This is a genomic window from Paraherbaspirillum soli (assembly GCF_042654985.1).
Classification (GTDB): Bacteria; Pseudomonadota; Gammaproteobacteria; order Burkholderiales; family Burkholderiaceae_D; genus Paraherbaspirillum; species Paraherbaspirillum soli.
This window is the reverse complement of record NZ_JBHSMT010000026.1, coordinates 76,118-100,122: the sequence shown is the minus strand read 5'-3', so window position 1 is coordinate 100,122 and position 24,005 is coordinate 76,118. Positions and strand designations below refer to the sequence as shown.

At 60.3% G+C, this 24,005-nt stretch carries 20 protein-coding genes and 1 pseudogene; 7 read left to right on the top strand and 14 right to left on the bottom strand.

Annotated features, from left to right (window positions below):
• Positions 1-14: 14 nt before the first annotated feature.
• From ACFPM8_RS14320 to ACFPM8_RS14310, 3 genes are all read right to left on the bottom strand, one after another.
• Positions 15-458 carry a group II truncated hemoglobin gene (locus ACFPM8_RS14320; protein ID WP_378998237.1) on the bottom strand — a complete coding sequence of 148 codons (444 nt, stop codon included), beginning with the start codon at positions 456-458 and terminating at the stop codon, positions 15-17.
• Between the two features lie 417 nt (positions 459-875).
• Positions 876-1,517, bottom strand: a complete 642-nt coding sequence (locus ACFPM8_RS14315; RefSeq protein WP_378998236.1) for a type VI secretion system amidase effector protein Tae4 — start codon at positions 1,515-1,517, stop codon at positions 876-878.
• A gap of 2 nt (positions 1,518-1,519) precedes the next feature.
• Positions 1,520-2,101 carry a PAAR domain-containing protein gene (locus tag ACFPM8_RS14310; protein ID WP_378998235.1) on the bottom strand — a complete coding sequence of 194 codons (582 nt, stop codon included), beginning with the start codon at positions 2,099-2,101 and terminating at the stop codon, positions 1,520-1,522.
• Between the two features lie 464 nt (positions 2,102-2,565).
• Between ACFPM8_RS14310 and ACFPM8_RS14305 the strand changes: the two genes are divergently transcribed.
• Entirely contained in the window at positions 2,566-2,928 is a 363-nt protein-coding gene (locus tag ACFPM8_RS14305) for a hypothetical protein (RefSeq protein ID WP_378998234.1), read from the top strand.
• A gap of 294 nt (positions 2,929-3,222) precedes the next feature.
• Here ACFPM8_RS14305 and ACFPM8_RS14300 read toward each other — a convergent pair.
• The 10 genes and pseudogenes from ACFPM8_RS14300 to ACFPM8_RS14255 form a co-directional block, all read right to left on the bottom strand.
• Positions 3,223-3,407: pseudogene (locus tag ACFPM8_RS14300) on the bottom strand (hypothetical protein); the annotation flags it as partial.
• Between the two features lie 162 nt (positions 3,408-3,569).
• Complete coding sequence (locus ACFPM8_RS14295) at positions 3,570-7,193, bottom strand: RCC1 domain-containing protein (RefSeq protein ID WP_378998233.1); 3,624 nt, start codon at positions 7,191-7,193, stop codon at positions 3,570-3,572.
• 316 nt (positions 7,194-7,509) lie between these two features.
• Complete coding sequence (locus ACFPM8_RS14290) at positions 7,510-9,990, bottom strand: ABC transporter permease (protein ID WP_378998232.1); 2,481 nt, start codon at positions 9,988-9,990, stop codon at positions 7,510-7,512.
• Between the two features lie 20 nt (positions 9,991-10,010).
• Complete coding sequence (locus ACFPM8_RS14285; protein ID WP_378998231.1) at positions 10,011-10,595, bottom strand: DUF4126 domain-containing protein; 585 nt, start codon at positions 10,593-10,595, stop codon at positions 10,011-10,013.
• 189 nt (positions 10,596-10,784) lie between these two features.
• A complete protein-coding gene (gene aroC, locus ACFPM8_RS14280; RefSeq protein ID WP_378998230.1) occupies positions 10,785-11,876 on the bottom strand; it encodes a chorismate synthase in 1,092 nt (363 codons plus the stop codon).
• 75 nt (positions 11,877-11,951) lie between these two features.
• A complete protein-coding gene (locus tag ACFPM8_RS14275) occupies positions 11,952-12,473 on the bottom strand; it encodes a GDYXXLXY domain-containing protein (RefSeq protein WP_378998229.1) in 522 nt (173 codons plus the stop codon).
• On the bottom strand, positions 12,470-13,528 hold the full coding sequence (locus ACFPM8_RS14270; protein WP_378998228.1) for a DUF4401 domain-containing protein: 1,059 nt from the start codon (positions 13,526-13,528) through the stop codon (positions 12,470-12,472). Before ACFPM8_RS14270 ends, ACFPM8_RS14275 begins: the two co-directional genes overlap by 4 nt.
• Positions 13,525-14,532, bottom strand: a complete 1,008-nt coding sequence (locus tag ACFPM8_RS14265) for a DUF2157 domain-containing protein (protein ID WP_378998227.1) — start codon at positions 14,530-14,532, stop codon at positions 13,525-13,527. The genes ACFPM8_RS14270 and ACFPM8_RS14265 overlap by 4 nt, the downstream gene beginning before the upstream one ends.
• A gap of 14 nt (positions 14,533-14,546) precedes the next feature.
• The gene (locus tag ACFPM8_RS14260) at positions 14,547-16,433 is read right to left on the bottom strand and encodes an MFS transporter (RefSeq protein WP_378998226.1); all 1,887 of its coding nucleotides are present in this window, start codon (positions 16,431-16,433) and stop codon (positions 14,547-14,549) included.
• A gap of 181 nt (positions 16,434-16,614) precedes the next feature.
• Positions 16,615-17,061 (bottom strand): CBS domain-containing protein, encoded by a 447-nt coding sequence (locus ACFPM8_RS14255; protein WP_378998225.1) that lies wholly within the window; start codon positions 17,059-17,061, stop codon positions 16,615-16,617.
• Between the two features lie 251 nt (positions 17,062-17,312).
• Here ACFPM8_RS14255 and ACFPM8_RS14250 point away from each other — a divergent pair, with 251 nt between their 5' ends.
• The 3 genes from ACFPM8_RS14250 to ACFPM8_RS14240 all read left to right on the top strand — a co-directional run bounded on the left by ACFPM8_RS14250 (position 17,313) and on the right by ACFPM8_RS14240 (position 19,864).
• Positions 17,313-18,635: an O-acetylhomoserine aminocarboxypropyltransferase gene (locus ACFPM8_RS14250; protein ID WP_378998224.1), complete on the top strand. Its 1,323-nt coding sequence runs from the start codon at positions 17,313-17,315 to the stop codon at positions 18,633-18,635.
• A 1-nt stretch (position 18,636) separates the two neighbouring features.
• Positions 18,637-19,473 carry an alpha/beta fold hydrolase gene (locus ACFPM8_RS14245; RefSeq protein ID WP_378998223.1) on the top strand — a complete coding sequence of 279 codons (837 nt, stop codon included), beginning with the start codon at positions 18,637-18,639 and terminating at the stop codon, positions 19,471-19,473.
• Positions 19,474-19,546: 73 nt separating this feature from the next.
• A complete protein-coding gene (locus ACFPM8_RS14240) occupies positions 19,547-19,864 on the top strand; it encodes an Mpo1-like protein (RefSeq protein WP_378998222.1) in 318 nt (105 codons plus the stop codon).
• Here ACFPM8_RS14240 and ACFPM8_RS14235 read toward each other — a convergent pair.
• On the bottom strand, positions 19,861-21,147 hold the full coding sequence (locus ACFPM8_RS14235; RefSeq protein WP_378998221.1) for a YihY family inner membrane protein: 1,287 nt from the start codon (positions 21,145-21,147) through the stop codon (positions 19,861-19,863). The genes ACFPM8_RS14240 and ACFPM8_RS14235 overlap by 4 nt on opposite strands.
• Positions 21,148-21,241: 94 nt before the next feature.
• On the opposite strand from ACFPM8_RS14235, the gene wrbA reads away from it, so the two are divergent.
• From wrbA to ACFPM8_RS14220, 3 genes are read left to right on the top strand one after another with little or no spacing between them, the layout of a single operon-like run.
• Positions 21,242-21,898 (top strand): NAD(P)H:quinone oxidoreductase, encoded by a 657-nt coding sequence (gene wrbA / locus ACFPM8_RS14230; protein WP_378998220.1) that lies wholly within the window; start codon positions 21,242-21,244, stop codon positions 21,896-21,898.
• Positions 21,895-22,338 carry a DUF2069 domain-containing protein gene (locus tag ACFPM8_RS14225; RefSeq protein WP_378998219.1) on the top strand — a complete coding sequence of 148 codons (444 nt, stop codon included), beginning with the start codon at positions 21,895-21,897 and terminating at the stop codon, positions 22,336-22,338. The genes wrbA and ACFPM8_RS14225 overlap by 4 nt, the downstream gene beginning before the upstream one ends.
• A 21-nt stretch (positions 22,339-22,359) precedes the next feature.
• On the top strand, positions 22,360-23,772 hold the full coding sequence (locus tag ACFPM8_RS14220; RefSeq protein ID WP_378998218.1) for an FAD-binding oxidoreductase: 1,413 nt from the start codon (positions 22,360-22,362) through the stop codon (positions 23,770-23,772).
• The last annotated feature ends 233 nt before the right edge of the window (positions 23,773-24,005 follow it).

Genomic DNA, 24,005 nt, shown 5'->3' with positions numbered 1-24,005 from the left:
AGGGCGTTTGAAAATTATTGTGCGGGCTGCGGATCGGCTTTATTGCGCATCCAGTCGGCGGTCTGGAAGAACGAGGTCAGCAGGCGTTCCTGCAGCCACTCTTGCATGCCGACATCCTGCATCGCCAGCGCCATGCAGCGCAGCCATTGGTCGCGCTCGGGGCTGGCAATCGCATACGGCAAATGGCGGGCCCGCAGGCGCGGATGGCCGAAGCGCTCGATATACAGATCGGGGCCGCCGCTCCAGCCCGACAGGAACCAGTAAAACTTATCGCGCGAACCATCCAGCGTGGTCGGATGCAGAGCCCGGATCACGGCAAATTGCGGCTCCAGGTCCATCAGGTCGTAAAAGCGGTCAACCAGTTCGCGTAATTTGGCAGCGCCGCCGATCAGGTCGTAGATGCTGGCTTGCTGTGCGTCATCAACAGCGTTAGGGGAGAGATTGTGTTCTGTAGTCATGGGGCAGAATGATAACGCATGCCGCTTGAGGTTCGCTCTACAGAAACCGCTTTTGAAGTGCGTGACCTTCATGTCAGAAAAAACCTACTGCTGACACTATTCTTAAAGCAGCTACACAAACTCCATGGATGAGAATCATAAAAGCAGTAAACGCTAGCCACTTCACCATCGTCCTTTTTAATTTTGAAAATAGAAATGCCCCGATACCAAAAACAATTGGCGCTCCGAATATCATCGCCAATATTCCGGCTCCTCTCAAAAAAGAAATCGGGCAATGATCGATCTCATAGCATCCACCCGACGGGGATGCACATAGTTTTGGATAAAAATCACAAAAATATGAATCCGCTTTTGCCCACAAACAGAAGCTAACGAATCCGAACAGAAAAAATCCAATCGTCACTGCAATCCGCTTCACTATGGAATCTCCCAAAATAGTATTTTTTTAGACTTCCCAAGATCCGACCATCCAAAATTCGTCCCCGGAAGCATGGCTTGCATGCCGACATATCTGCCCATCGTTGAGAAGCTCCCCCAAAATCCCGAGATGGTGAGTCGCTCCCCATTCCAAAGATCAATGTGTCCGCCAGAGAGATTGTCGGAAGAGTCTCCATCCTGCTGCCAATACCCGTCAAAAAATATGATCCCGGTGCGCCCTGCCACCTTGCCTTCCCAATCCGCCCCGGTGATATCTTCCGGTTTAGCGGGCAAGCCTTCAAACGGTCTCAAACTGAGCCACTGCGCCATTTCATTGGCGCGAGTCGACGTCGCTTTGCCATTCAACAGAATGCGGCCGATGGTGGCCTTCCCTTTTGCTGGCTTGACTACTTTCTGCGAAAACGATTTCATGTCGATGCCGGCCCGGTGCAAGGTCGCGCTCATGCGAATCGCGCATTGATTCTTATGCGTTCCGGCAGGATCGTCGTAAGGATTGCCGGTGACGTAGTTGTCCCATAGCTGCTGGAATGTGATCGCCTGGATATGAAGCGTGAGCACCGAGCCTTTGATATTGTTGGTTGGGATTGAACGCCGGCCTGCCGCAGGGATGGTATTCGGCATGTTTAACCCTTCGCCAGGGCATCGTCGCCCCAATAAATGTCGTAGTTTTCAAGACCCTCGGTCGCCACGCGCGGCAATTTGCCTTCGGCATCGAGTTGTCCGCTGAACTGCCGTCCGTCTGCGGTTTCGATGAAGAAAGGCAGCCCAGCCGAACCGCCAGAGCGCAACAGATGCACTTGTTCATCGAAGCAGTCTGCCGCACTGACCCTCTCCATCCCGAACGGCACCACGCCAAGCAATGCCGCCAGTTCCGCAAAACTCATCGGCGTCTGCTGCCGCGACAGAATATACGCAGCTACGTCCGGGTGGATCGGGCTGCCGCCATCGCCGATAAACACATTCGACGAACCGCTGGTCACCGTCGCGCCGCAGGATGCCGTGTCGTTGACGCGGACGGCGGGCTTGCCATTGATGAAGACGGTGGCCGAGCCTTTGCTGATGGTTTGCTTGCCGTCGGCGCTGCACGCGGCTTCGCTGGTGACGTAAGCGGCCGGTTTGCCGTTGATGAAGACATTGGATGATCCTTTGGTGATGCTGCCGCCGTGCGACAGCGGGTCGCCGACTCTTGCCGCTTCTTTTGCCATTTAGTTTCTCCTGTGCGCTCATCATGTCTCGCGCGTGAATCGTTGATCGGTTGTCAAGATTCGGGATGCTAGTCAGGAGATACACAATTGGCAATTGGTGAAATTCTTAAATCGTCTTGCAACATATCATCTTGGTCTAGGCCAACGAACGACCGAATGCAAACGCACTACCCCGGCAAATAGTGTTTGAATTTCAAGAAAAACTGCGCTATCTTCCTTAAGCCGCGAGACAAAGCGGCCTGGTGTCAGAACCAGTGTTGTGTGTAGTACCGGGCAGACAGCCGCTCCCGAGCGGTTTTTTTTCGTCTGCCCCTATCATGCGCGTCTTCTATGGCGGGCCTGCTAGGGATGCCTTCGGGCATGCCGGTTAATGGTACTCACACGCCGGTTTCTGACCCCTACGTTGTGCCCGCCTCCTTCGTCAGCCGGCGAAGGGCGGAAAATTCACCGTAAGAGGAGCCCGCATGACCTACGCCAAAAAGCCGGACCAAACCTATATCTTCCCACCTGTAAGCGATACATCTGAACCCGAAGCCCTGCACAAGCCGTTCTCCTGGCTGGTCGAGGCGCTACGGCACGATGCGGACGCGCTACGCTCATCCAAGACCAAGAACTACTGCTTGGGCATCCAAACCTGTCTGGAACTGATCCACGCCACCGACCTGGCCAGCGGCATTTATGCCGATCCGGCGCAGCCGCCGCTGCTGAGCGTCACCGCCCGCGAGCGGTTGATGTTGTTTGCGATCGACGCTTGCAGCGATCTGGCGGAACAGGCCGCTGCGGATATCGAGCGTCGCAATGCCAAGCACTTGAAAGAGCGTCGTTAAGTCAAGTAGGTCGGAAAAGCGCAGCGCCTTCCGACGGCGTGAATCGCATCAGCCGGTCAAGCCCTTGGCTCTTTTCGGCGATGCATCCAACGTCGGAAGACGCTGCGCTTTTCCGACCTACGCATAACGGTTGGGCTTTGCAGCCCAACCAACACTGCGCTTAAGCCGTACTAAGACTGACCATCGCTTTGCCAAGAAACGCCGTCACCTCGGGCGTGACCCAGGTGCCCACCAACAAACTCGGTTCGTTTTCAAGGGCGTTTCGAAATTTCAAGTGGGTTGCCGGATCGTCGATTACGCCTCGCGCAGAGTTTGCAGCGGCGGCTGGTTCAATACATTGCGCAGCCCGACCCAGCCGCCGACCAAGGTGCAAACCGCACCAGTCGTCATCCCGGCCAGCCACACCAGCGGGCTGAAGGTCCAGCTGAAGCTGAAGACATATGCGCCAGTGCCCATCCGGTGGCGGCCGCGCCGCTGGCCAGATGGCTATGCAAAAAGCATCGGCACCGCCCCAAACAAGGGCAGTGTCGATGCTAAAAGGGTCGATATCGACCTTCTGAAGATAGGTAGTGACACCTCGAAAGATCGACCTGGCACTTCAGAAACCACCTGTTCGATCCCCCTGGAACTGCGTGATGACGCTACGCGATTTCCACCACCTCAGTGCTGACCTCGGCACCCACCTCAGCGCCAATCGCTGCGAATTGATGACGAATGCAGCGAGAAGCCGGCGTAGCTTCGTAGGAGATCTGGCCGTCGATCTGGCCGCTGACGCTGCCGCTGTTGCCACCGCTACCGTCCACTCCCCAGGTCACTATGCGCTTGTCGTCGGTCAGCGCTACAAAAGCGACACTATTAGCGTAGACGGCCCGCACATTCTTCAGCTGCTCAACAATCGCCCGGGGTATGGTGCCGCCGTAAACGGCACCGCCCCAAGCCACCACGGTGCCATTGGCCCGCAGCGCTGCGAAGGCATAGCCGTTACCCACCACCTGGACAATGTCGGTCATCGTCGGAATGGTGGAGCCTAGATCGCCGCCATATCCAGTGTTCCCCCAGGCCACCACGGTGCCATTGGCCCGTCGCGCTGCAAAGGCAAAAACGTTGCCGACCACGTCGACAATATCGGTCAGATTCGAAATGCTCGTGTCGATCTTGCCGCCATATGAATCGTGCCCCCAGACCACCACGCTGCCGTTGGCCCGTCGCGCTGCAAAGGCACCGCCGTTGCCGGCCACCTCCACAATATCGGTCAGATTCGAAATGCTCGTGCCCGGCTTGCCCCCATAAGTGGCTTCTCCCCAAGCCACCACGCTGCCATTGGCCCGTCGCGCTGCAAAGGCAAAACCGTTGCCGACCACCTCGACAATATCGGTCAGATCCGAAATGCTCGTGTCCGGTTTGCCGCCATACGTAGCGTGCCCCCAGGCCACCACGCTGCCGTTGGCTCGTCGCGCTGCAAAGGCAAAACCGTTGCCGACCACCTCGACAATATCGGTCAGATTCGAAATGCTCGTGTCCGGGTTGCCCCCATAACCGGCGGCTCCCCAAGCCACCACGCTGCCATTGGCCCGTCGCGCCGCAAAAGCTTGGGGGTTGCCGACCACCTCGACAATATCGGTCAGCTTCGAAACGCTCGTACCCGTATCCGTATTGCCGCCAGCTGTAGCCAGCCCCCAGGCCACCACGCTACCGTTGTTCCGTCGCGCTGCAAAGGCATAACCGTTGCCGACCGCCTCCACAATATCGGTCATCGTTGAAATGCTCGGATCCAATTTACCGCCATAACCGACGGTTCCCCAAGCCACAAGATCGCCCCGATCCAGCCGCGCCACGAAGGCATCGGCGCTGCCGTTGCCAGTCCCCGTCAGATTCTTTGGATTCACTGTCACCCGGCCAGCACCCAACCGCACATGCAGCGGCCGCGCCGGCTGGGTGTCGCGGAAGGTCGACCCGTGGTACTCCCCCGGCTCTCCCGGCTCTCCCGCGTATTTCCAGAAGGCCGCGACGGGTAGCCGGGTGCGCGCATCGAACGCCGTCAACTGCTGCTTGCTTCCCGGGAGGAAGGCAAATCCGGGCGCCGAAGAGCGCGCCCCCATCACCAACAACTGACCGGCGCCGAGATACGAGCCGACGTCGTACGCCGCCGGAAACGAAGTTTGAATCGGATTGTTGCCGCGCTTAACGGTGTAGTCCAGTGTGATGGTATGACCGTCGTCCGCCTGCACCACTTTAGCCGGCACGATCAGCTTCAGGGCCAGACCCGCCTCGTCCCTCGTCACCGTATGGTGCACGCTAGTAGTGCCCGGCCCTGGCGTTCCCTTCCAGTACACAACGACTTTGTCGCCGGTTTTCAGATGCGCCCCGGCCCCAATGCGCACCGTCGCGCCAAACGGCGTGTCGGCCGGATCGAGCTTGTCGCCCCGCGCTTCATCGATGCTGGGTGCAGGTAAAGGCATGGTTGCAACGTAGCCGATATACAAAGACAAGACCGGCGATGAGCATACCTTGTGCCCCAGTTCGAGCTGGTAGCGCACCGTCACTTCAGTACCGATATTGGCCGTGATGTACTTGAGCGCAACCGGGAAAGGCAGTTCCTTGCCCGCGGTTCCGGCGCTGACCGGGAAGCAATCGGTGAAACTGTCGACGCCAATATTATTGGTCCGTCCGGTCCAGAACACCCGCACCGTCTCGCCAGCCCGCGTGTGGGCCGAGGCAGGTATGCGCAGTGTAGTGCCGTTGGGCACATTGTATGGATCCAGGACGCCATCCACCGCGCCATCGACCGTCGGCAACGGCAACAGCGCCTGCGCCTCTGCCGCCTTGACCTGCAGCTTCAACTCCGGCGACGTCAGTTCCGCATTCGTGCAGGTGATCACGGTGTAGCTGACCGTCAGCGAGCCACCCGCCAACCGCTCCACCTGATCCTTGGGCACCACAAAGTACACCGGCAAACCGACAGTGGAGCCATAGATAAACTTGGACTCGTCGATGGGATACGCCACATGGTCGGCCGCGCGTCCCAGCCAATTCAGCCGCACCACGTCGCCAGCGGCCATGCCTGCGTAGGCATCGATCTCGACCGTGGCCCCGACGGCCGGCACCCGGGACGGGTCCAGTTCTCCGTCCACCGCTTCTAGCACCCGCGGCGGCGCCAGCCTGCACGTCGGGTCAACAGTGCGCACCAGCACTCGCCCCGATGTCCGTTCCGGCGCACCGTAACGCTTCACGCTGTAATGCACCGTCGCCTGTCCTTGCGCAGTGTCGGCGACATAGGCATACGCGATCGACAACGGCGCAACGCCGAATTCAACATCGTCCTGCGTGACCGTGTGCTCCACCACCGCCGGCGCCACTGCACTGCCGCCTGCCGTTTGCCCCGCCCAAGTAAGCGCGATCAGATCGCCCTTCGCCACGTCGGCATAGGCCGGGATACGTACCGTGACGTTTTTGCCATTGAGTCCATGCACATCGATGACGCCATCAATCGCATCCACCACCCGCGGTGGCGCCAGTGCGTTGCAGTCAATCTCGACCGCGCCGGTGGCATGCTGCGACCAGCCCGACCAATTATTGGCCTGATCCCGAATCTCGTAACGCACCGCCAGATCGGTCGTGTCGCCCACCGCCAGAATCACTGCCTCAGGCACCTCTATCGTCATCGCCCGACCCACTTCGTCGCGCTCTACCGTATGCGTCAAGCGCGGCAGGTGTCCATGCCAGCTCAGCTGGATGGTGTCGCCCTCGGCCATGTTCAGATACGACGCGATCTGCACCGGGATGCCCTTGGCCGCCAGTTCCGGCGTGATCAATGCCGGCAGCCCCGCGGGCACGGCCAAGTAATGATTGATGTCGCCCAGCGGGCCCGGGATAACGCCTCCCGGCAGCGAGCGTTTGACGACCAACGACAAAGAGGACGAAGTGGTGTCGGTCTGTCGAATCGAATCGTGCACCACATAACGAACTTGGGCCGGTCCGTCCGGAATCTGCATCGGCAATACCTCAAAGGCCAGAACGCCACCGTCTTCCCTGCCCGGCAAGGTCTGGACCAACTCATCGTTCCAATACAGGTAAACCACTTCGCTCGAAAGCATATTCGGATAGGACACCAGGACGATGACCGGGCACTTGGAATCGAGCAGGTGATCCCAGCCCAAGCCGACACCGTTATAGGCCGCGGGCAGCTGCGGCGCAGGCAGGGCGTGGGAGCTGGCAGTCAGCAGATTCAGGGTGGAATCGAGGATAGGGGGAGAGACGGTAGTCATGTTCACAACTCCTAAGCAAAGTACATCGGAGGATAAGAATTCGCTTTACGGGGACGCACAGCAACAGGCAGGGGTCTGGCAAAAGTCGGCAGACGCATCTGTATCAAAGGAAATGGGCACAAGGAAATGGGAACGTCTCCGCATTGCCCTCCCGAGCGGAGAAGAGATGAAATGCTGTCGATTCTATGTCGAAATTTTCACGCGGAAACCAGCCAGAATTGACAGCTGGAATTTCCTTCGCGTTCTGCTTACTCGAAGAACCCATTTGGCGGGCCACGAAGTCCATGCGTTTGTCTCGGAAGACCCTCGCGATACTTCACGCTTCCCGCAAGGTTTGCAGCGGCGGCTGGTTCAATACATTGCGCAGCCCGACCCAGCCGCCGACCAAGGTGCAAGCCGCACCGGTCGCCATCCCGGCCAGCCACACCAGCGGGCTGAAGGTCCAGCTGAAGCTGAACACGTAGTGCGCCAGTGCCCATCCGGTGGCAGCCGCGCCGCTGGCCGCCAGCAAGCCGGCCAGGCTGCCGATCAGGACAAACTCGATCCGCTGCGCCTGCGACAATTGCTTGCGGGTTGCGCCCAGCGCCCGCAGCAAGCCGGCTTCGCGGGTGCGTTCATGCTGCGAGCCGACCAGCGCCGCGTACAGCACCAGCACGCCCGAAGCCAGCGTGAACAGGAACAGGAATTCCACCGCCGCCACCACCTGATCGATCACGCCCTGGATCTGCTTGATGACGCTGCCGATATCGACCACGGTCAGATTGGGGAAATCGCGCGTCAGCTGATTGCCGAAATTGACGTGCGCATCCGGCAATTTGAAAGCGGTGATCCAGGTCTGCGGCATGTCGGTCATCAGCTTGGGATTCAGGATCACGAAGAAATTGACCCGCATCGAACCCCACTCCAGCTTGCGCAGGCTGGTGATGGGCGCGCTCACGAGCTGGCCGCCGATGTCGAATTGCAGCGTGTCGCCCAGCTTCAGGTTCAAGGTCTTGGCCAGGCCTTCTTCGACCGACGCTTCCGGCCGGCTATCGTTGAACCAGCGACCGGCGGTGATGCTGTTTTGCGCCGGAATGTCATGCATGGTGGAGAGATTGAACTCGCGGTCAACCAAGCGTTTAGCGCGATCGTCGGGATAGGTCTCGGGCGTAATCGGCTTGGCGTTAACCTGGGTCAGACGGCCGCGTATCATCGGGAACAACTGCGGCTGCGGCACGCCATTGGCAACCAGGCGCTGGGTGATGTCGGACCGCTGCTCGGTCTGGATATTGATGACGAAGCGGTTCGGCGCATCGGCCGGCGTGGCCTGACGCCAGGCACCGACCAGGTCGCCGCGTATCACGGTCAGCAACAACAGGGCCATCAGTCCCAGCGCCAAGGCCACAATCTGCACGATGGTGGCGCCCGGACGGCGCTGCAAGCCGGTCAGCGCGAAGCGCCAGCTGGGGTGTTGCGACAGCCGGCGCAAATGGCGCAGCGTTTTCAAGGCCAGCCAGCCGATCAGCGCAAACAGCCCGAAGCCGCCCAGGAAACCGAGCGCCGTCAGCAAACCCAGCTTCAGATTGCCGGCCTGCCATAGCAGCAAGCCGACAAAGGTCAGCGTGCCGAGACCGTAAGTGAGCAACACCGCGACCTGCGGCGCATCCTGTTCGCGCCGGATCACGCGGTTATGCGGCACGTTGCGCAGTTGCAGGATAGGCGGCAGGGCGAAACCGATCAGCAGCAGCATGCCGGTTGCCAGCCCCTGCAAGGCCGGCATGACGCTGGCGTTCGGCAAATCATGAGCAACGAATTGGCCGAGCAACTTCAGCAGCATGAAATGCGCGCCGAAGCCGAGCAGCACGCCGATCACGCTGCCAACCAGCCCTATCAGCACAAATTCCAGCAGGTATAACTGGGTCACCTGATTCTGCGTCATGCCCAGGCAGCGCAGCATGGCGCACGCATCCAGATGACGCAGCATGAACCGGCGCGCCGCCATCGCCACCGCGACCGCTGCCAGCATCGCCGACAGCAGGCCGACCAGCGACAGGAACTGCTCGCCGCGATCCAGGGTGGCGCGCATTTCGGGGCGGCCGCTTTCCAGGTTTTCAATCCGCACGCCTTTGATCTGATCGCGGGCGATGCCGCTCTCTATCCATTGCTGGAAATCCTGCACCGGCTGCGGTGCACCGGCGACCAGCAAACGATAGGTCACGCGCGAGCCGTCCTGGACCAGATGGGTTGAGGTCAGATCGGCCAGCACCAACATCACGCGCGGCGCAAAATTGATGAAGCCGCTGCCGCGATCGGGTTCAACCGCCAGTATCCGTGCCACCTTGAACGTGCGGTCGCCGAGTTTGAGCGGATCGCCGACGCTCAACCGCAACGCCGACAACATATTGGCATCGAGCCACACCGTGCCCGCTGCCGGGATCTCCCTGGTGACGCGCTCCACCCCGTCCGGGCGCTCCGCCAGCTTCAAGTTGCCGCGCAGCGGATACCCCGCGCTGACGGCCTTGATTGAAGCCAGTTGCGACCGGCTGCCGTCGCCCTCGCCGGCAATCGCCATGCTGGGGAACACCACCGTCTCCGCCAGCTTCAATCCGCGTCGTTGCGCCTCGCTGCGCCAGGCCGGATCGATAGGCTGGTCGGCGGCGATCAGCAAATCCGCGCCGAGCAACTGGTGGGCGTCGCGATTCAAGCCGGCCCGCATGCGGTCGACAAAAAATCCCACCGACGCCAGCGCCGCCACGGCAACGATCAAAGCCACCAACAAGAAACGTAGTTCACCCGCACGCCAGTCGCGTTGGGTCATGCGCAGAGACTGCATCCAAATCATGTAGCCAACCTATGAAAAACCCAGCGCAGCCCGCGCCACAATTTGGGTAGCAGCCAAATGGCAAAGAGGAAAAACAGCAGCAGGAATATAAACAACAGCCACGGATGAAAAAATGCCGCCCACAGGGTGCCGATCACGGCCCCATCTTCCGCAAACGATGCGGTCCAGTTGCTCAACGGTTCGGGTGTGGTGTTGATCATGGCGCGACTGCCTGCCTTGGTCGCATGTGCGCCCGCAGCAAAAGTGCCGCCCAGCAGCGCCGCCACTGTGCTCCAGGCTGGGTCCATATGACCCATCGCGGCGACTGCAAGGATGGCCCCGGCCGGAATCCGGATGAAGGTATGAATCGCATCCCAGACCGAATCCAGCCCGGGCACCTTGTCCACCAGGAATTCAATCGCGGTCAGCAAACCGGTCACGACTATGACCCAGGGCGACTGCAAGATGTCCAGCGACTGCGGCAGATCGATCCAGCCCATGCGGCCGAACCAGCCGGCGATAAACAGCGCCATATACAAGCGGATGCCGCTGGCCCAGGATAGTCCGCCTGCCAGTGCTGCGGTCGAAAGTGTCGCAATCATGATGTCGCCTCGCTTTAGGGCCTGTTGACATATAACCTGTTCAGAATATTACACCGCACTTGTGAACAATTCTGCATGTATTTTGAGAACAATCTGAATCGACGCTGCTGAAAACAAAACCGCCGCGAACGAGTCGCGGCGGCAGGCATTGCAAGATCGGAGGCAGCTCGACAAGGCCGCCGCGCAAAACTATTTGGGATCGACCAGCGCCGCTACCCGCACGTCGCCGCATTGCGCGCGATGGCGCAAGGCGTGGTCCATCAGTACCAGCGCCAGCATCGCTTCGGCAATCGGCGTGGCGCGAATGCCGACGCAAGGATCGTGACGGCCGAAGGTTTCAACCATGGTTGGATTGCCCTGCTTGTCGATCGACTGGCGTGGCGTGCGGATGCTGGAGGTCGGCTTGATCGCAATCGACACCGAGATATCCTGGCCGGTTGAAATGCCGCCCAGAATGCCGCCGGCGTTGTTCGACAGAAAACCTTGCGGCGTGATCTCATCGCCGTGCTGCGAACCCTTTTGCGCGACCGAGGCAAAGCCGGCGCCGATTTCAACCCCCTTGACGGCATTGATGCCCATCATCGCGTAGCCGATCTCGGCATCGAGTTTGTCGTACAACGGTTCGCCCAGTCCTACCGGCACATTCGACGCCACCACGTCGATCCGTGCGCCGCAGGAATCGCCGTCTTTACGCAAGGCATCCATGTAGGCTTCGAGCTGCGCAATCTGGCTGCTGTTGGCGGCAAAGAACGGGTTTTCGCGTACGTGCTCCCACGATTCGAAAGCGATGGGGATTTCGCCCAGCTGGCTCATGCAGCCCTTGAACGTGGTGCCGTATTGTTGTTGCAGCCATTTCTTGGCGATCGCCGCAGCGCCGACGATAGGCGCCGTCAGACGCGCCGACGAACGGCCGCCGCCACGCGGATCGCGGATGCCGTATTTTTGCCAGTAGGTGTAATCGGCATGCCCGGGACGGAAGGTTTCGACGATATTGCCGTAATCCTTGCTGCGTTGATCCTGGTTGCGGATCAATAAGGCAATCGGAGTGCCGGTGGTTTTTCCTTCGTACACGCCGGACAGGATTTCGACCGTATCCGGCTCTTGCCGTTGCGTGACGTGGCGCGAAGTGCCCGGTTTGCGGCGATCCAGATCGGGCTGGATATCGGCTTCCGACAGCTCCATCCCCGGAGGGCAGCCATCGACCACGCAGCCGATGGCCGGGCCGTGCGATTCGCCGAAATTGGTAACGGTAAATAAACTGCCGAAAGTATTGCCGGGCATGATGATCCAGATAAAGGGGTGGGAAGCGGCAATTTTACCAGCGCCGCGCCGCGGCTGTCTCCCCGCCCGCGGCGTCTACCTTTTCGGCTCGCCGTTGATACGGACAAAATGTTCATCCTGCAAGCCGACCAGCAGCGCCTGACCGTTCGGCGCCACGCGAAACTCGCCGTAACGCGCCTTGGCAAACGCCGCACTCCGGCCTTCCTGGAAGAAATAAGCATCGGTCACCAGTCGCACGCGGCCGGCGCGCAGCCGGTAATCGATTCTGATTTCATCGGCGGCCAAAGGCTTGCCGTCATCCAGCCGCACGAATGTTGCGCCTTGCGTCTTGTTCCACAGCGACAGCACGGCCTTGCCCGACTCCGGCAACGCGGGGCCGACGGCGCGAATATCCCGCGCCAACTGCCAATCCAGCGCCATGTAATCGCCCTGCATCAGCGAGCGCGGATCGACCGGCGCCAACGCCAGCGACACCGGCGTGCCATGCGCCAGCAATTGTTCCTTGATCCAGATCGCCTGGTTCACGGTGGCCAGGATCAGCAGCAAGCCGATCACGATCAGCGAGCCGGACGTCATTTCCCTCACGTTCTTGATCATGCGGTCCCCCACACGCGGCGCATGCCGAAGTACGCCAGCAACAGCAAGCCGCCGGTCGCCATCAGGCTGACCGCCTTGATCAACAAGGTCCATTCGAGGGAATAATAAAACCACGACAGATAAGCCAGCGATGCCGCGATCCCGAGACCGGTCAGCGCCCGCCGGCCGCGGGTGAAACCCAGCAACAGCAGCAGCATGCCGACCACCAATCCCGCCGCCCACCAGCCGACCAGCGCGAACAACGACGCTGCGGCAAGAGCGGCGATACGCCTTGGGATCGGCACGCCTTGGGTCAGGCGTGCAACGGTCCACAGGAATATCAGCGCCAACACCAGCGGATTGATCAGATCGCGCTGCCCCCAGCCAAGGGCGCGCAAGTCGCCGTTCTGCCGCAGAAAATAATGCGTCTCAAAAGCCGGCGCAACAATCACCAGCAAGGCCAGCGTGACGCCCATTGCCAGCGGCAGGAATCCGGTCCGCAGATGCAATTGCGAGGTCGACTCGTACAACCACAGTACCGCCATCAACCATGCGCTGACGGCCAGCATCGGGCTGGCTTTCAAGCTCACGTTCAAGCCGAAATGCAGGGCCAGTATCGCGAACATGGTACTGAGCAAGCGATGCAGGAAATGCGGCATCAACGACGCCAGCAGCACCTGCATCAGCGCAATCCCGAACAATGCGGTCGCGGTGTCGGTGGCATGCGAGGTAAACAGCCAGATCCCGATCGCTCCCTGCCCGGCCATGCTCAACGCCAGCGCGAACTGTTCGCCAAGATCGTGCTGCGTCAGTCGATAAATGACGAAAGCCGCGGCTATCAATAGCAGGCCGACGATCATCCAGCCGTCATCGCGCAAGGCATCGAACAACAGCGCGCCGATAAATGCCAGCAGAAACATGCCGCCCAGCCAGCCGCATACGCCCAGCATCAGCCTCACATACCAGGGGGTCGGAACGGTCTGCGGCGGCCAACTCGGTGTCTGGCCCGGTTTGACTAAACCGGCTGCCTGCAATTGCCGCCAGATCTCAGGCGCGGTGGTTTTGGATGTGTTCATCTGCTCGCGTCGGCCGCCCATTGCTGCTGGATGCGCCGCAGCCAGAGCGCCGCGCCGGCCGAACTGGCGACCAGGAACAGGCCGACGATCAGCCAGCTGTGCATCCACTCGACCGGCTCCCATTCCAGCAACCATTTGATCAGTACGCCGGTGAGCAGGACGATCAAGGAAAAACAGGCCGCCGCCAGCAAGAACAAATCGCGGCGGCGGCGGTACGCCGCAAAAAAGCCGGCCAATACCGCCAGCATCGCCAGATAGCTCAACAGCATCCACGGAGATTGATCGTGCTCGCGATAGTGGGCGAACAGCCGCGTCAGCAAGCTCGGCAGCAGCGACGCCAACAGCAGCAGGCCGGCAAAACGGGCCAGCAAGCGCGACGGCAGCGCGGCCGCAGCCTTTTCGGCGGCGCTCAAGGCCAGCAAATCAAGCCAGAACAGCAGCGCATAAGCAGTAGGATTCAAGGCCGCCAACGCCAGCCCGTCGAACAGGCCGGCACCCAGGCGTCCTATATAGAGCAGCAGCGCCAGGTTCAGCAATCCCAGCCACAGACACCATGCGGCAGCCAGCCGCGCCACCAATACCCACGGCAGGATCAGCACGCTCCAGGTCAGGAACAGCTGATACGGATCAGCGCCGGTTTGATAGGTCTGGCCGAAATACGCCAGCAAAGCGCCGCACAACAGCATCGCCGCCAACAGTGCGGCTTGGCCCTTGAGGGTGGCGACGCTGTAATGCCAGGCCAGCAGCGCAGCGCCGCTCAACAGCACTTGCAACAAGCCGAATTTGGCGATGCGCGGCAATTGCTGCCAGTTAAACGCAAAGAAAAAAATCACCCCGCACGCCAGCAGCAAAGCGCCGCCGAACAGAAACACCCGCTCCAGAAAGCGCCGCCACGCCGCGCCGTCCGGCAACTCGCCGGCCAGCCGCAATCCCTGCTCGGCGGCCGCGGGCGACAGCTGCTGCCGCTGCAACCAATAGGTAATCGCCTGGCGCGCTTCCGACATGCTTGATCTCCTGATTACTTCCAGTCGCCGCGCAATTCCTGTACTTGCTGTTGCAGGAATTCCGGCGTCGCCTGCTCCGGCGCGACCGGTATCCCGACCGCCAGCGCCAGCGCCGATAACGGGCCGCGCTTGAATGAGCGATGGAAAGGATTGCCGGCGCTGCGCGTCAACAGGCTGCCCCACAAGCCGCGCAGCGCCATCGGGATCACCGGCACCGGGGTGCGGTCGACGATTTTCCGGATGCCGCCGCGGAATTCGTTCATATCGCCGGTGCTGGTCAATTTACCTTCCGGGAAAATACACACCAGGTCGCCATCCGCCAAAGCGGCAGCGATGTCGGCAAATGCCTGCTCCATCATTTGCGGATCTTCTTTGGCCGGCGCAATCGGGATCGCCTTGGCGGTTTTGAAAATCCATGCCAATACCGGAATCTTGAAAATCCGATGATCCATCACGAAGCGGATCGGCCGCGGGCTGACGCCCATGATCACGATCGCGTCGATGTAACTGACGTGATTGCAGACCAGCACTGCTGCGCCCTCTTCCGGAATCCGATCGCGATTGACGGTGCTGACCCGATGGATGGTATGAATCAGGATCCAGGCCAGGAAGCGCACCAGATATTCCGGCACCACCGAGAAGATATACGCGGCGACAATCGCGTTCAGGATCGCCGTCGCCAGGAAAATCTGCGGAATGGTGCAGCCCAGCGTCAATAGCGTCAGCGCCACCAGCGCCGCCACCACCATGAACAAGGCGTTCATGATGTTCATCCCGGCAATCGTGCGCGACAGATGCTGGCGGTCGCAGCGGGTCTGGATCACCGCGAACAGCGGCACGATATACAGGCCGCCGAACAGCCCGATCATCACGATGTCGAACAGGATCCGCAAGCTGCCTTGCTGAGCGATAAAGCCCAGCATATCGACCGCGGCGGTATTGGTATAACCCTGGCTGGACAGGAACAGATTGAAGCCGAACGCCGACAAGCCGATCGAGCCGAACGGCACCAGGCCGATTTCCACCTTATGCCCGGACAAGCGCTCGCACAACAGCGAACCGGTGCCGACGCCGACCGAAAACACGGTCAACAACAAAATGAAAACGCTGTGATCGCCATGCAGGTAATTTTTCGCGTACAGCGGGAATTGCGCCAGCATGATGGCGCCGTAAAACCAGAACCAGGAGTTGCCCAGCATGGCCAGGAACACCGGCCGGTTCTTGCGCGAAAAGCCGAGATTGCGGATGGTCTCGGTCACCGGATTCCAGTTGATTTTCAGATCCGGATCGGAGGCCGGGGTCAGCGGAATCCTGCGGCTGAACAGCCAGCCGATGATCGCGATGGCAATCGTGCCGCCGGCCACCAGTTCGATCCCCCACGACTTTTGCACCACCAGCAGCGCGCCCAGGACTTCGCCCAGCAAAATGCCGACGAAGGTGCCCATCTCGATAATGCCGTTGCCGCCGACCAGTTCGTCCTGGTGCAACTGCTGCGGCAGATACGCGTATTTGACCGGGCCGAACAAGGTCGAATGGATGCCCATGCCGACCACTGCCGCAATCAACAGCCATAAGTTGTGCGTCAACCAACCCACGGCGGCCAATGTCATGATGGCAATTTCCAGCACTTTCACGCAACGCGCGAGCCGCGATTTTTCAAATTTGTCGGCCAGTTGTCCGGCGGTCGCAGAAAACACCACGAACGGCAAGATGAACAGACCGGGAATCAGGTTGTTCAACAAGCCGACATCCATGCTGGTCCAGCTCAGCGCCTGGTAGGTCAGGATCGTCAGCAATGCGGTCTTGAACACATTGTCGTTGAAGGCGCCAAAAAACTGGGTCCAGAAGAAAGGGCCGAAACGTCGTTGGCCAAGCAGGGAAAATTGACTGGATTTACGCATGGGGCGATGAGCTAGGGATGTTAAGTTGCGCGACTATAACTGACGAACACGGCCGACAGGGCATGTTTTTTTGAGGAAGATACCAAATTTTCGACCTGAGCCGCGGCATGACGGCACGCAAAAAAAAAACCGTTTGCAGCAAATGTTGCCGCAAACGGTTTTTTATCCAAACCCGAAAATCCTATTCCTCGCTGGCTGCCGGCCAATCGCGGATATAGGCTTTCAGCATCTTGTTTTCAAATCCTTGCGCATCCAGTACCGCCTTGGCCACGTCGTAAAACGACATCACACCGAGCAAGGTGCCGGCATCCATGATCGGCACATAACGCGCATGGCGCTGCAACATGATGCGCCGCACTTCATTGACTTCGGTGTCCGGCGTCACGGTAATCGGGCTGTCGTCCATATGCTTGCGCACTGTGCTGTCGCCGATCGCGCCGAGGTTCTTATGCAGCACCTTCAGCACTTCGCGGAAACTCAGCATGCCGACCAGCGTGCCGAATTCCATCACCACCAGCGAGCCGATGTCTTTTTCCGCCATCGTGTTGACCGCGTCGATCAACGGCGTTTCCGGCGTCACCGTGTAGAGGATATTGCCTTTGACTTTGAGGATTTCAGAAACTTTCATGGGGGCCATCCTGCCTTTGTCTGGGGGGCATTTCTAAAAACCGTAGCGAACATCGCTCCCGAGATTGGCGAGTTTGCCAAACCCTGCAGTAGGTTTTTAGAGGTGCCCTAGGTTATGCTTGGTGTCCAGAATGTAGCTTAATTCCTTTTCGACATCAACCGTGCAATTTACCAGCTTCACTTTCACGGTTGCATGCAAATAATTACGCAAATAATTTATTAAAAAATCCAACATCGAGGAGACGCCCCGCAATGAGCACGCCCAAATATCCCGGCTTCGACACCCTGTCGCTGCATGCCGGCGCCGTACCGGACCCGGCTACCGGCGCCCGCGCCACGCCGATTTACCTGACCTCGGCCTACGTCTTCAAGGATTCCGACCACGCCGCCTCGCTGTTCAATATGGAGCGCGCCGGCCACGTCTATTCGCGCATTTCCAATCCGACCAACGCGGTGCTGGAAGAGCGTATCGCCGCGCTCGAAGGCGGGGTCGCCGGGATCGCGGTCGCCAGCGGTCAGGCCGCCATGCATCTGGGCCTGGCCACCATCGCCGGCGCCGGTTCGCACGTGGTGGCTTCGCGCGCGCTGTACGGCGGCTCGCACAATTTGCTTTCTTACACGATGAAGCGCTTCGGCATCGACACCACCTTCGTCGATCCGGCCGACCTGGACGCCTGGCGCGCGGCGATCCGGCCGAATACCAAAGTGCTGTTCGGCGAGACGCTCGGCAATCCGGGCCTGGATGTGCTGGATATCCCGCGCATCGCGGCGCTGGCCCATGAGCACTATCTGCCGCTGATGGTGGACGCCACATTCACCACGCCCTACCTGCTGCGGCCGTTCGATCATGGCGCCGACCTGGTATTTCACTCCGCCACCAAATTCCTGTGCGGCCACGGCACGGCGGTCGGCGGTTTGCTGGTCGACGGCGGTACTTTCGACTGGCAGCAGGCGTATGAAAAAACCGGCCGCTTCAGCGAGCTGTGCACGCCCTACGAGGGCTTTCACGGCATGGTGTTTTCCGAAGAGTCGAGCGTCGCGCCATTTGCTTTACGAGCCCGGCGCGAAGGCTTGCGCGACTTTGGCGCCGCCATGAGCCCGCATAACGCCTTCGCCATCCTGCAAGGGATAGAAACCCTGGCGTTGCGCATGGAAAAACATGTCGCCAACACCCGCAAGGTGGTCGAATTCCTGGCCGCACATGCAGCGGTCGAATCCATCGCCTATCCCGAACTGCCCTCGCATCCCGGTCATGCGCTAGCCAAAACGCTGTTGCCGAAAGGCTGCGGCGCGGTGTTTTCGTTCAACCTCAAGGGCGACCGCGCTGCCGGCCGGCGTATGGTCGAATCGCTCAAGATTTTCTCGCACCTGGCCAACGTCGGCGATGCCAAGTCGCTGGTGATTCATCCGGCATCGACCACCCATTTCCGCGTGCCGAGCGAACAGCTGGCCGCCTCCGGCATCAGCGAAGGCACGCTGCGCCTGTCGATCGGACTGGAGGACGTCGACGACTTGATCGAGGATCTGGCGTTTGGGCTGAAGATGTCGCAGCGCGTTGAGCGCAAGGAGAAATAAGATGTTGCTTAACGTTCATGGAAACGACAGCTATTGCTACACCGGCGGCAAACCCTTCGACCCGGCCCTGCCGACCGCCGTCTTCATCCACGGCGCGCAAAACGACCATTCGGTCTGGATCCTGCAAACCCGTTACTTCGCGCACCACGGCTTCGGCGTGCTGGCGGTCGACCTGCCGGGACACGGCCGCAGCCAAGGCCCGGCGCTGACCACGGTCGAAGCCTTGTCCGACTGGCTGCTGGCGTTGCTGGATGCCGCCGGCGTCAGCAAGGCGGTATTGATCGGCCACAGCATGGGTTCGCTGATCGCGCTTGAAAGCGCCAGCCGCGCTGCCGCCCGGTCGCCCTCCCGCATCGCCGGCATCGCACTGGTCGGCACCGCTTATCCGATGAAAGTGGCCGACGCGCTGTTAGACGCCGCCAACAACGAACAGCAAAAGGCGATTGATATGGTGAATATCTGGTCGCACTCGACCTTCTCGCCCAAGCCGTCCAGCCCCGGCCCCGGGTTTTACGTGCTGGGCGGCAGCCAGCGCTTGATGCAAAAAATTGCCAAACAGTCAGCCGCCACGCCAACCGTGTTTTATACCGATTTTGCCGCTTGCAATGCCTACGCCAATGGCGAACCGGCAGCCCAGGCCGTCAGCGACGCGGCTTGCCCGACCTTGTTCCTGTTGGGAAAACGCGATGCGATGACGCCACCCAAAGCCGCCGCCACGCTTAGCAATGCGATTGCGAACGCCAAAGTGGTGCAAATCGAGGCTAGCGGTCATGCCCTGATGGCGGAACAACCGGACGCGGTGTTGGAGCAGCTGTTCCGGTTTGCCGCGGCACTGTAAATGTACGTGTGGTGGTTGCTTATGATGCGTTCGGGAACTAAGCTCAAACAGGCACAACTTCAAGGAGACGGCGATGCCCACGGTGCTTGATAAAAAGCATGAAACCTTTGCCGAGTTCTACCCGACCTACCTCAGCGAGCATAGCAACCGCCACACTCGCCAAATGCATTTTCTCGGTTCCACCTTGGCGCTGCTGTCGCTGGGCGCGCTGCTATTGACCGGCAACCTGTATTGGCTGCTGGCAGCCGTGGTGTGCGGTTACGGCTTTGCCTGGATCGGCCATTTTGCGTTCGAAAAAAACCGCCCTGCGACCTTTAAACACCCGCTGCATTCGTTCATGGGCGATTGGGTGATGTATTGGCAGATGCTGACCGGCCAAGTATCTTTTTAGTTATCGCTCTTTGTCCTGGTCGACGCAAAATACGCCGCCAACGACTGCTCCAGCCCGTGCTCGACCGCTGCTTCAACCTGCTTGGCCAGCGCCGGCGCATTGACTTTATTGGCGGCCGTGTTGAACACGAACAGGCGGTAAATATCAGCCAGTTTCAGCGCCTCCGGATTGACCAGCAGCGTCCAGCGCTCCATGCCGGTCAGCACCCTGCGGCCCCACTGGCTGCGGGTCGCGGTTTCGGTCCGCAGACAGCCGACCCAGCCGGCTTCCAGCATCTGCTGCAGCAAGCTTTCCGACTCGTCGAAACCGAGCCGGGTAGCACGCCGGATTTGCGCCGCATCGACCGCCGCCGAGCAGTCTTGCGTCCGGGACTGATGCAACACTTGCAATACCGCCATCGCATCGACAAAGGCGCTGCCCGGGGTCGGCACATGCCACCAGCGTTCATATTTGACCACCGGCAAAGCCGCCGTCAGCAAAGCGCCCACCAGCGTGATCATCCACAGCATATAAATCCACAACAGAAAAATCGGCAGCGCCGCCAGCGTGCCGTACACCATCGTATAGCTTGGAAACTTGATCACATACGCGGCAAACAGCCGCTTGGCGATTTCAAACACGATCCCGGCCAGCAAACCGCCCCAGAAGGCGTCGCGCCAGTCGACCCGCTGGTTCGGCACTCCCACGTACAGCAGGGTAAAGGCCACGGTGGTCAATCCAACCGAGATCAAGGTATAAAACCAGCCCCCGATCCAGCCCACCACCAAGCCGTTGGCAGCGGCCGACAGATAAGAAGTCACCGTAATCGAAATACCGATCAGCAACGGTCCCAAAGTGATGATGGCCCAGTACACCAGCACCCGCTGAATCAACGGCCGCTGGGTCTTGACCCGCCAGATGCGGTTAAACACATGGTCGATGGTGGCCATCGTCATGGCCGAGGTCACGACCAGCGCCACCCCGCCGACTGCCGACAAACTGGCTGACTTGCTGGCAAACTGGCTCAGGTAACCGAGGATGGTATTGGCGACGCTCTTCGGCATCAGGTTTTGCACAAAATAGGTTTCCAGCGAAGCCCTAAATGTGCCAAACAGCGGAAACGCGGTAAAAATCGCCAGCGCGATGGTCAGGATCGGCACCAGCGCCAGGATGGTGGTGAAAGTCAGGCTGCCGGCAACCTGCGGCAAGCGCTCCTCGTCCAGGCGGCGCGCGGCAAAACGGAACAGGTCGCGTAGCTCATGCCACGACAGGCCGCGTAATCTGGAAAATTCAATGGAAAACATGTAATTGTTTTATTAGGTAGCGCATCTAAAATTGGTGGTATCAGTGGCCGCTGCACAGCATGGCGTCGCGATAAAGCGCCATATAATACCAACTATGAATACTTCCAACATCCCGTCCCGCACCGTCCACAATACCCCCATCCTCGTTTTGTATTACTCGCGCCATGGCTCGACCCGCAAACTGGCCGAACTGATCTCGCAAGGCATAGATTCCGTCCCTGGCTGCGAAGCGCGTTTGCGCACGGTGCCGGCGGTATCGACCGTCACCGAAGCAAGCGAGCCCGACATCCCCGCCTCCGGCGCCCCCTATGTCGAACTGCAGGACCTGGAACAATGCGCCGGACTGGCGCTGGGTTCGCCGACCCGCTTCGGCAACATGGCGGCGGCCATGAAATATTTTTGGGACGGCACCTCGACCCACTGGCTGGCTGGCACGCTGGCAGGCAAACCGGCCTGCGTGTTCACCTCCACCGGCAGCCTGCACGGCGGCCAGGAATCGACCTTGATGTCGATGATGACACCGCTGCTGCACCATGGCATGCTATTGATGGGCTTGCCGTATACCCTGCCCGAGCTGATGACCACCAGCACCGGCGGCACGCCGTACGGTCCCAGTCACTGGTCCGGCATCAACGGCACGCAACCGATCTCGGCCGAGAGCCGCACCCTGGCCATCGCACAGGGACGACGCCTGGCCGAAACCGCACTCAAACTGAACGCTTCGCTCAACACAGCATCACGGGGGGCATGATGGCAACCAAACTCAAACCGGCAGCGCCCACGCAAGAACAACCGGAAGACCCGCGGCCGCCATTGATCTTCTATTACGGCGCGATCGTCAGCCTGCTCGGCTTGATCGCGCTGTGCGTCGCCTGGGAGCTGGTATTGGCGCCGTTGCGCCCGGGCGGCTCCTGGATGGTGCTGAAAGCGCTGCCGCTGTTGCTGCCCTTGCGCGGCGTGCTCAAGCGCGACGTCTACACGCTGCAATGGTCATCCATGCTGATCCTGATCTATCTGGCCGAAGGCATCGTGCGCGCCACCAGCGATAGCAACCACCTGTCGGCCAACTTAGGCTGGGTCGAAGTCGCCATGAGCGGCATCTTCTTCATGTGCTGCATCCTGTACCTGCGTCCGTACAAAAAAGCCGCCAAGGAAGCCGCCCGCGAAGCCATCAGAAAAGCATCGCAGTAACCAACCTTCTGCTCAGCCGCCATGGATACCCACGCATTCCTCAATGCCTGCCGCGACGCCCTAGGCGCCGCGCATGTGCTGACCGCCGATGCCGACAAGGCCGCTTACCTGACCGACCAGCGACAGCGTTTTACCGGACAGGCGCTGGCTGTGGTCAAACCCGCCAATACCGTCCAGGTGGCGGCAATCGTCCGCATCTGCCGGCATTTCCAGGTGCCGATCGTGCCGCAAGGCGGCAACACCGGCTTGGTGCTGGGCAGCGTGCCCGATCAAAGCGGACAGGCGATCGTGCTGTCGCTCAAGCGCCTGAACCGGATCCGCGCCATCGACGCCGTCAACCACACAATCACGGTCGACGCCGGCTGCATCCTGCAAACGGCACAAGAAGCCGCCGTCGCCGCCGACCGCCTGCTGCCGCTCTCGCTGGCCGCCGAAGGCAGTTGCACCATAGGCGGCAACCTGTCGACCAACGCCGGCGGCACCGCAGTACTACGTTACGGCAATGCGCGCGAACTGTGCCTGGGGCTGGAAGTCGTCACCCCGCAAGGCGAAATCCTGAACGGCCTGCGCGGCCTGCGCAAGGACAATACCGGCTACGATTTACGCGACCTGTACATCGGCGCCGAGGGCACCTTGGGCATCATCACCGCCGCCGTGCTGAAGCTGTTCCCGCTGCCGCAAACGCAACTGACGGCGCTGGCGGCGGTATCGACCCCCGAGCATGCGCTGCGCCTGCTGACCCTGGCGCAAAGCCGCTGCGGCGCGACCTTGACCGGCTTCGAACTGATGTCGGATCTCTGCCTGCAATTGGTGGGCAAGCACTTCCCGCAACTGGCTTTTCCATTTGACCAACGTCATCCGCACTATGTGTTGCTGGAGCTATCCGACAGCGAATCGGCGGCGCACGCCAGCCGCTTGCTGGAAGCGCTGATCGGCAGCGCGCTGGAACAGGAAATCTGCCGCGACGCGGTCCTCGCCAGCTCCACCGCGCAAGCCCGCGCCTTGTGGCATCTGCGCGAAAACATCTCGCTGGCGCAGGCCCAGGAAGGCCCGAACATCAAGCACGACATCTCGCTGCCGATCTCCCGCATTGCCGACTTCATCGCCGCCACCGACACCCTGCTGCAACAGCGTTTCCCCGGCTGCCGCAACGTCACCTTCGGCCATCTGGGCGATGGCAACCTGCACTACAACGTCGCACCGCCGCCCGACCGCCCGGCCGACGAATTCCTCCAACGGCAAACCGAGATCAACCGCGTGGTGCACGACAGCGTCGACCGCTTCGGCGGCTCGATCTCGGCCGAACACGGCCTGGGCGCATTGAAACGCGAAGAAATCCTGCGCTACAAATCGGCGGTTGAAATCAACTTGATGAAGACCATCAAGCACGCGCTTGACCCCCTGAATTTGATGAATCCGGGGAAGGTGATTTAACCGGTGCTGCGGCAGGATATTGTTGCCGCATTGCCAAAGAAGCGTCGTAGATACTGTGGTTGAGCCGAAGGCGAAGCCCAACATTTTCACCGCTGTCGCGTCAAACGTTGGGCTTTGGAGCCCAACCTAGCAGCTGTTGCCGCAATGCCAAAGAAAGTTTATAGTCGCTTCCGTCCCTGAACAAAAAGGGGATCAGGTTTAGAAGCCTGGATCAGGAAACGCTCAGACCGCGC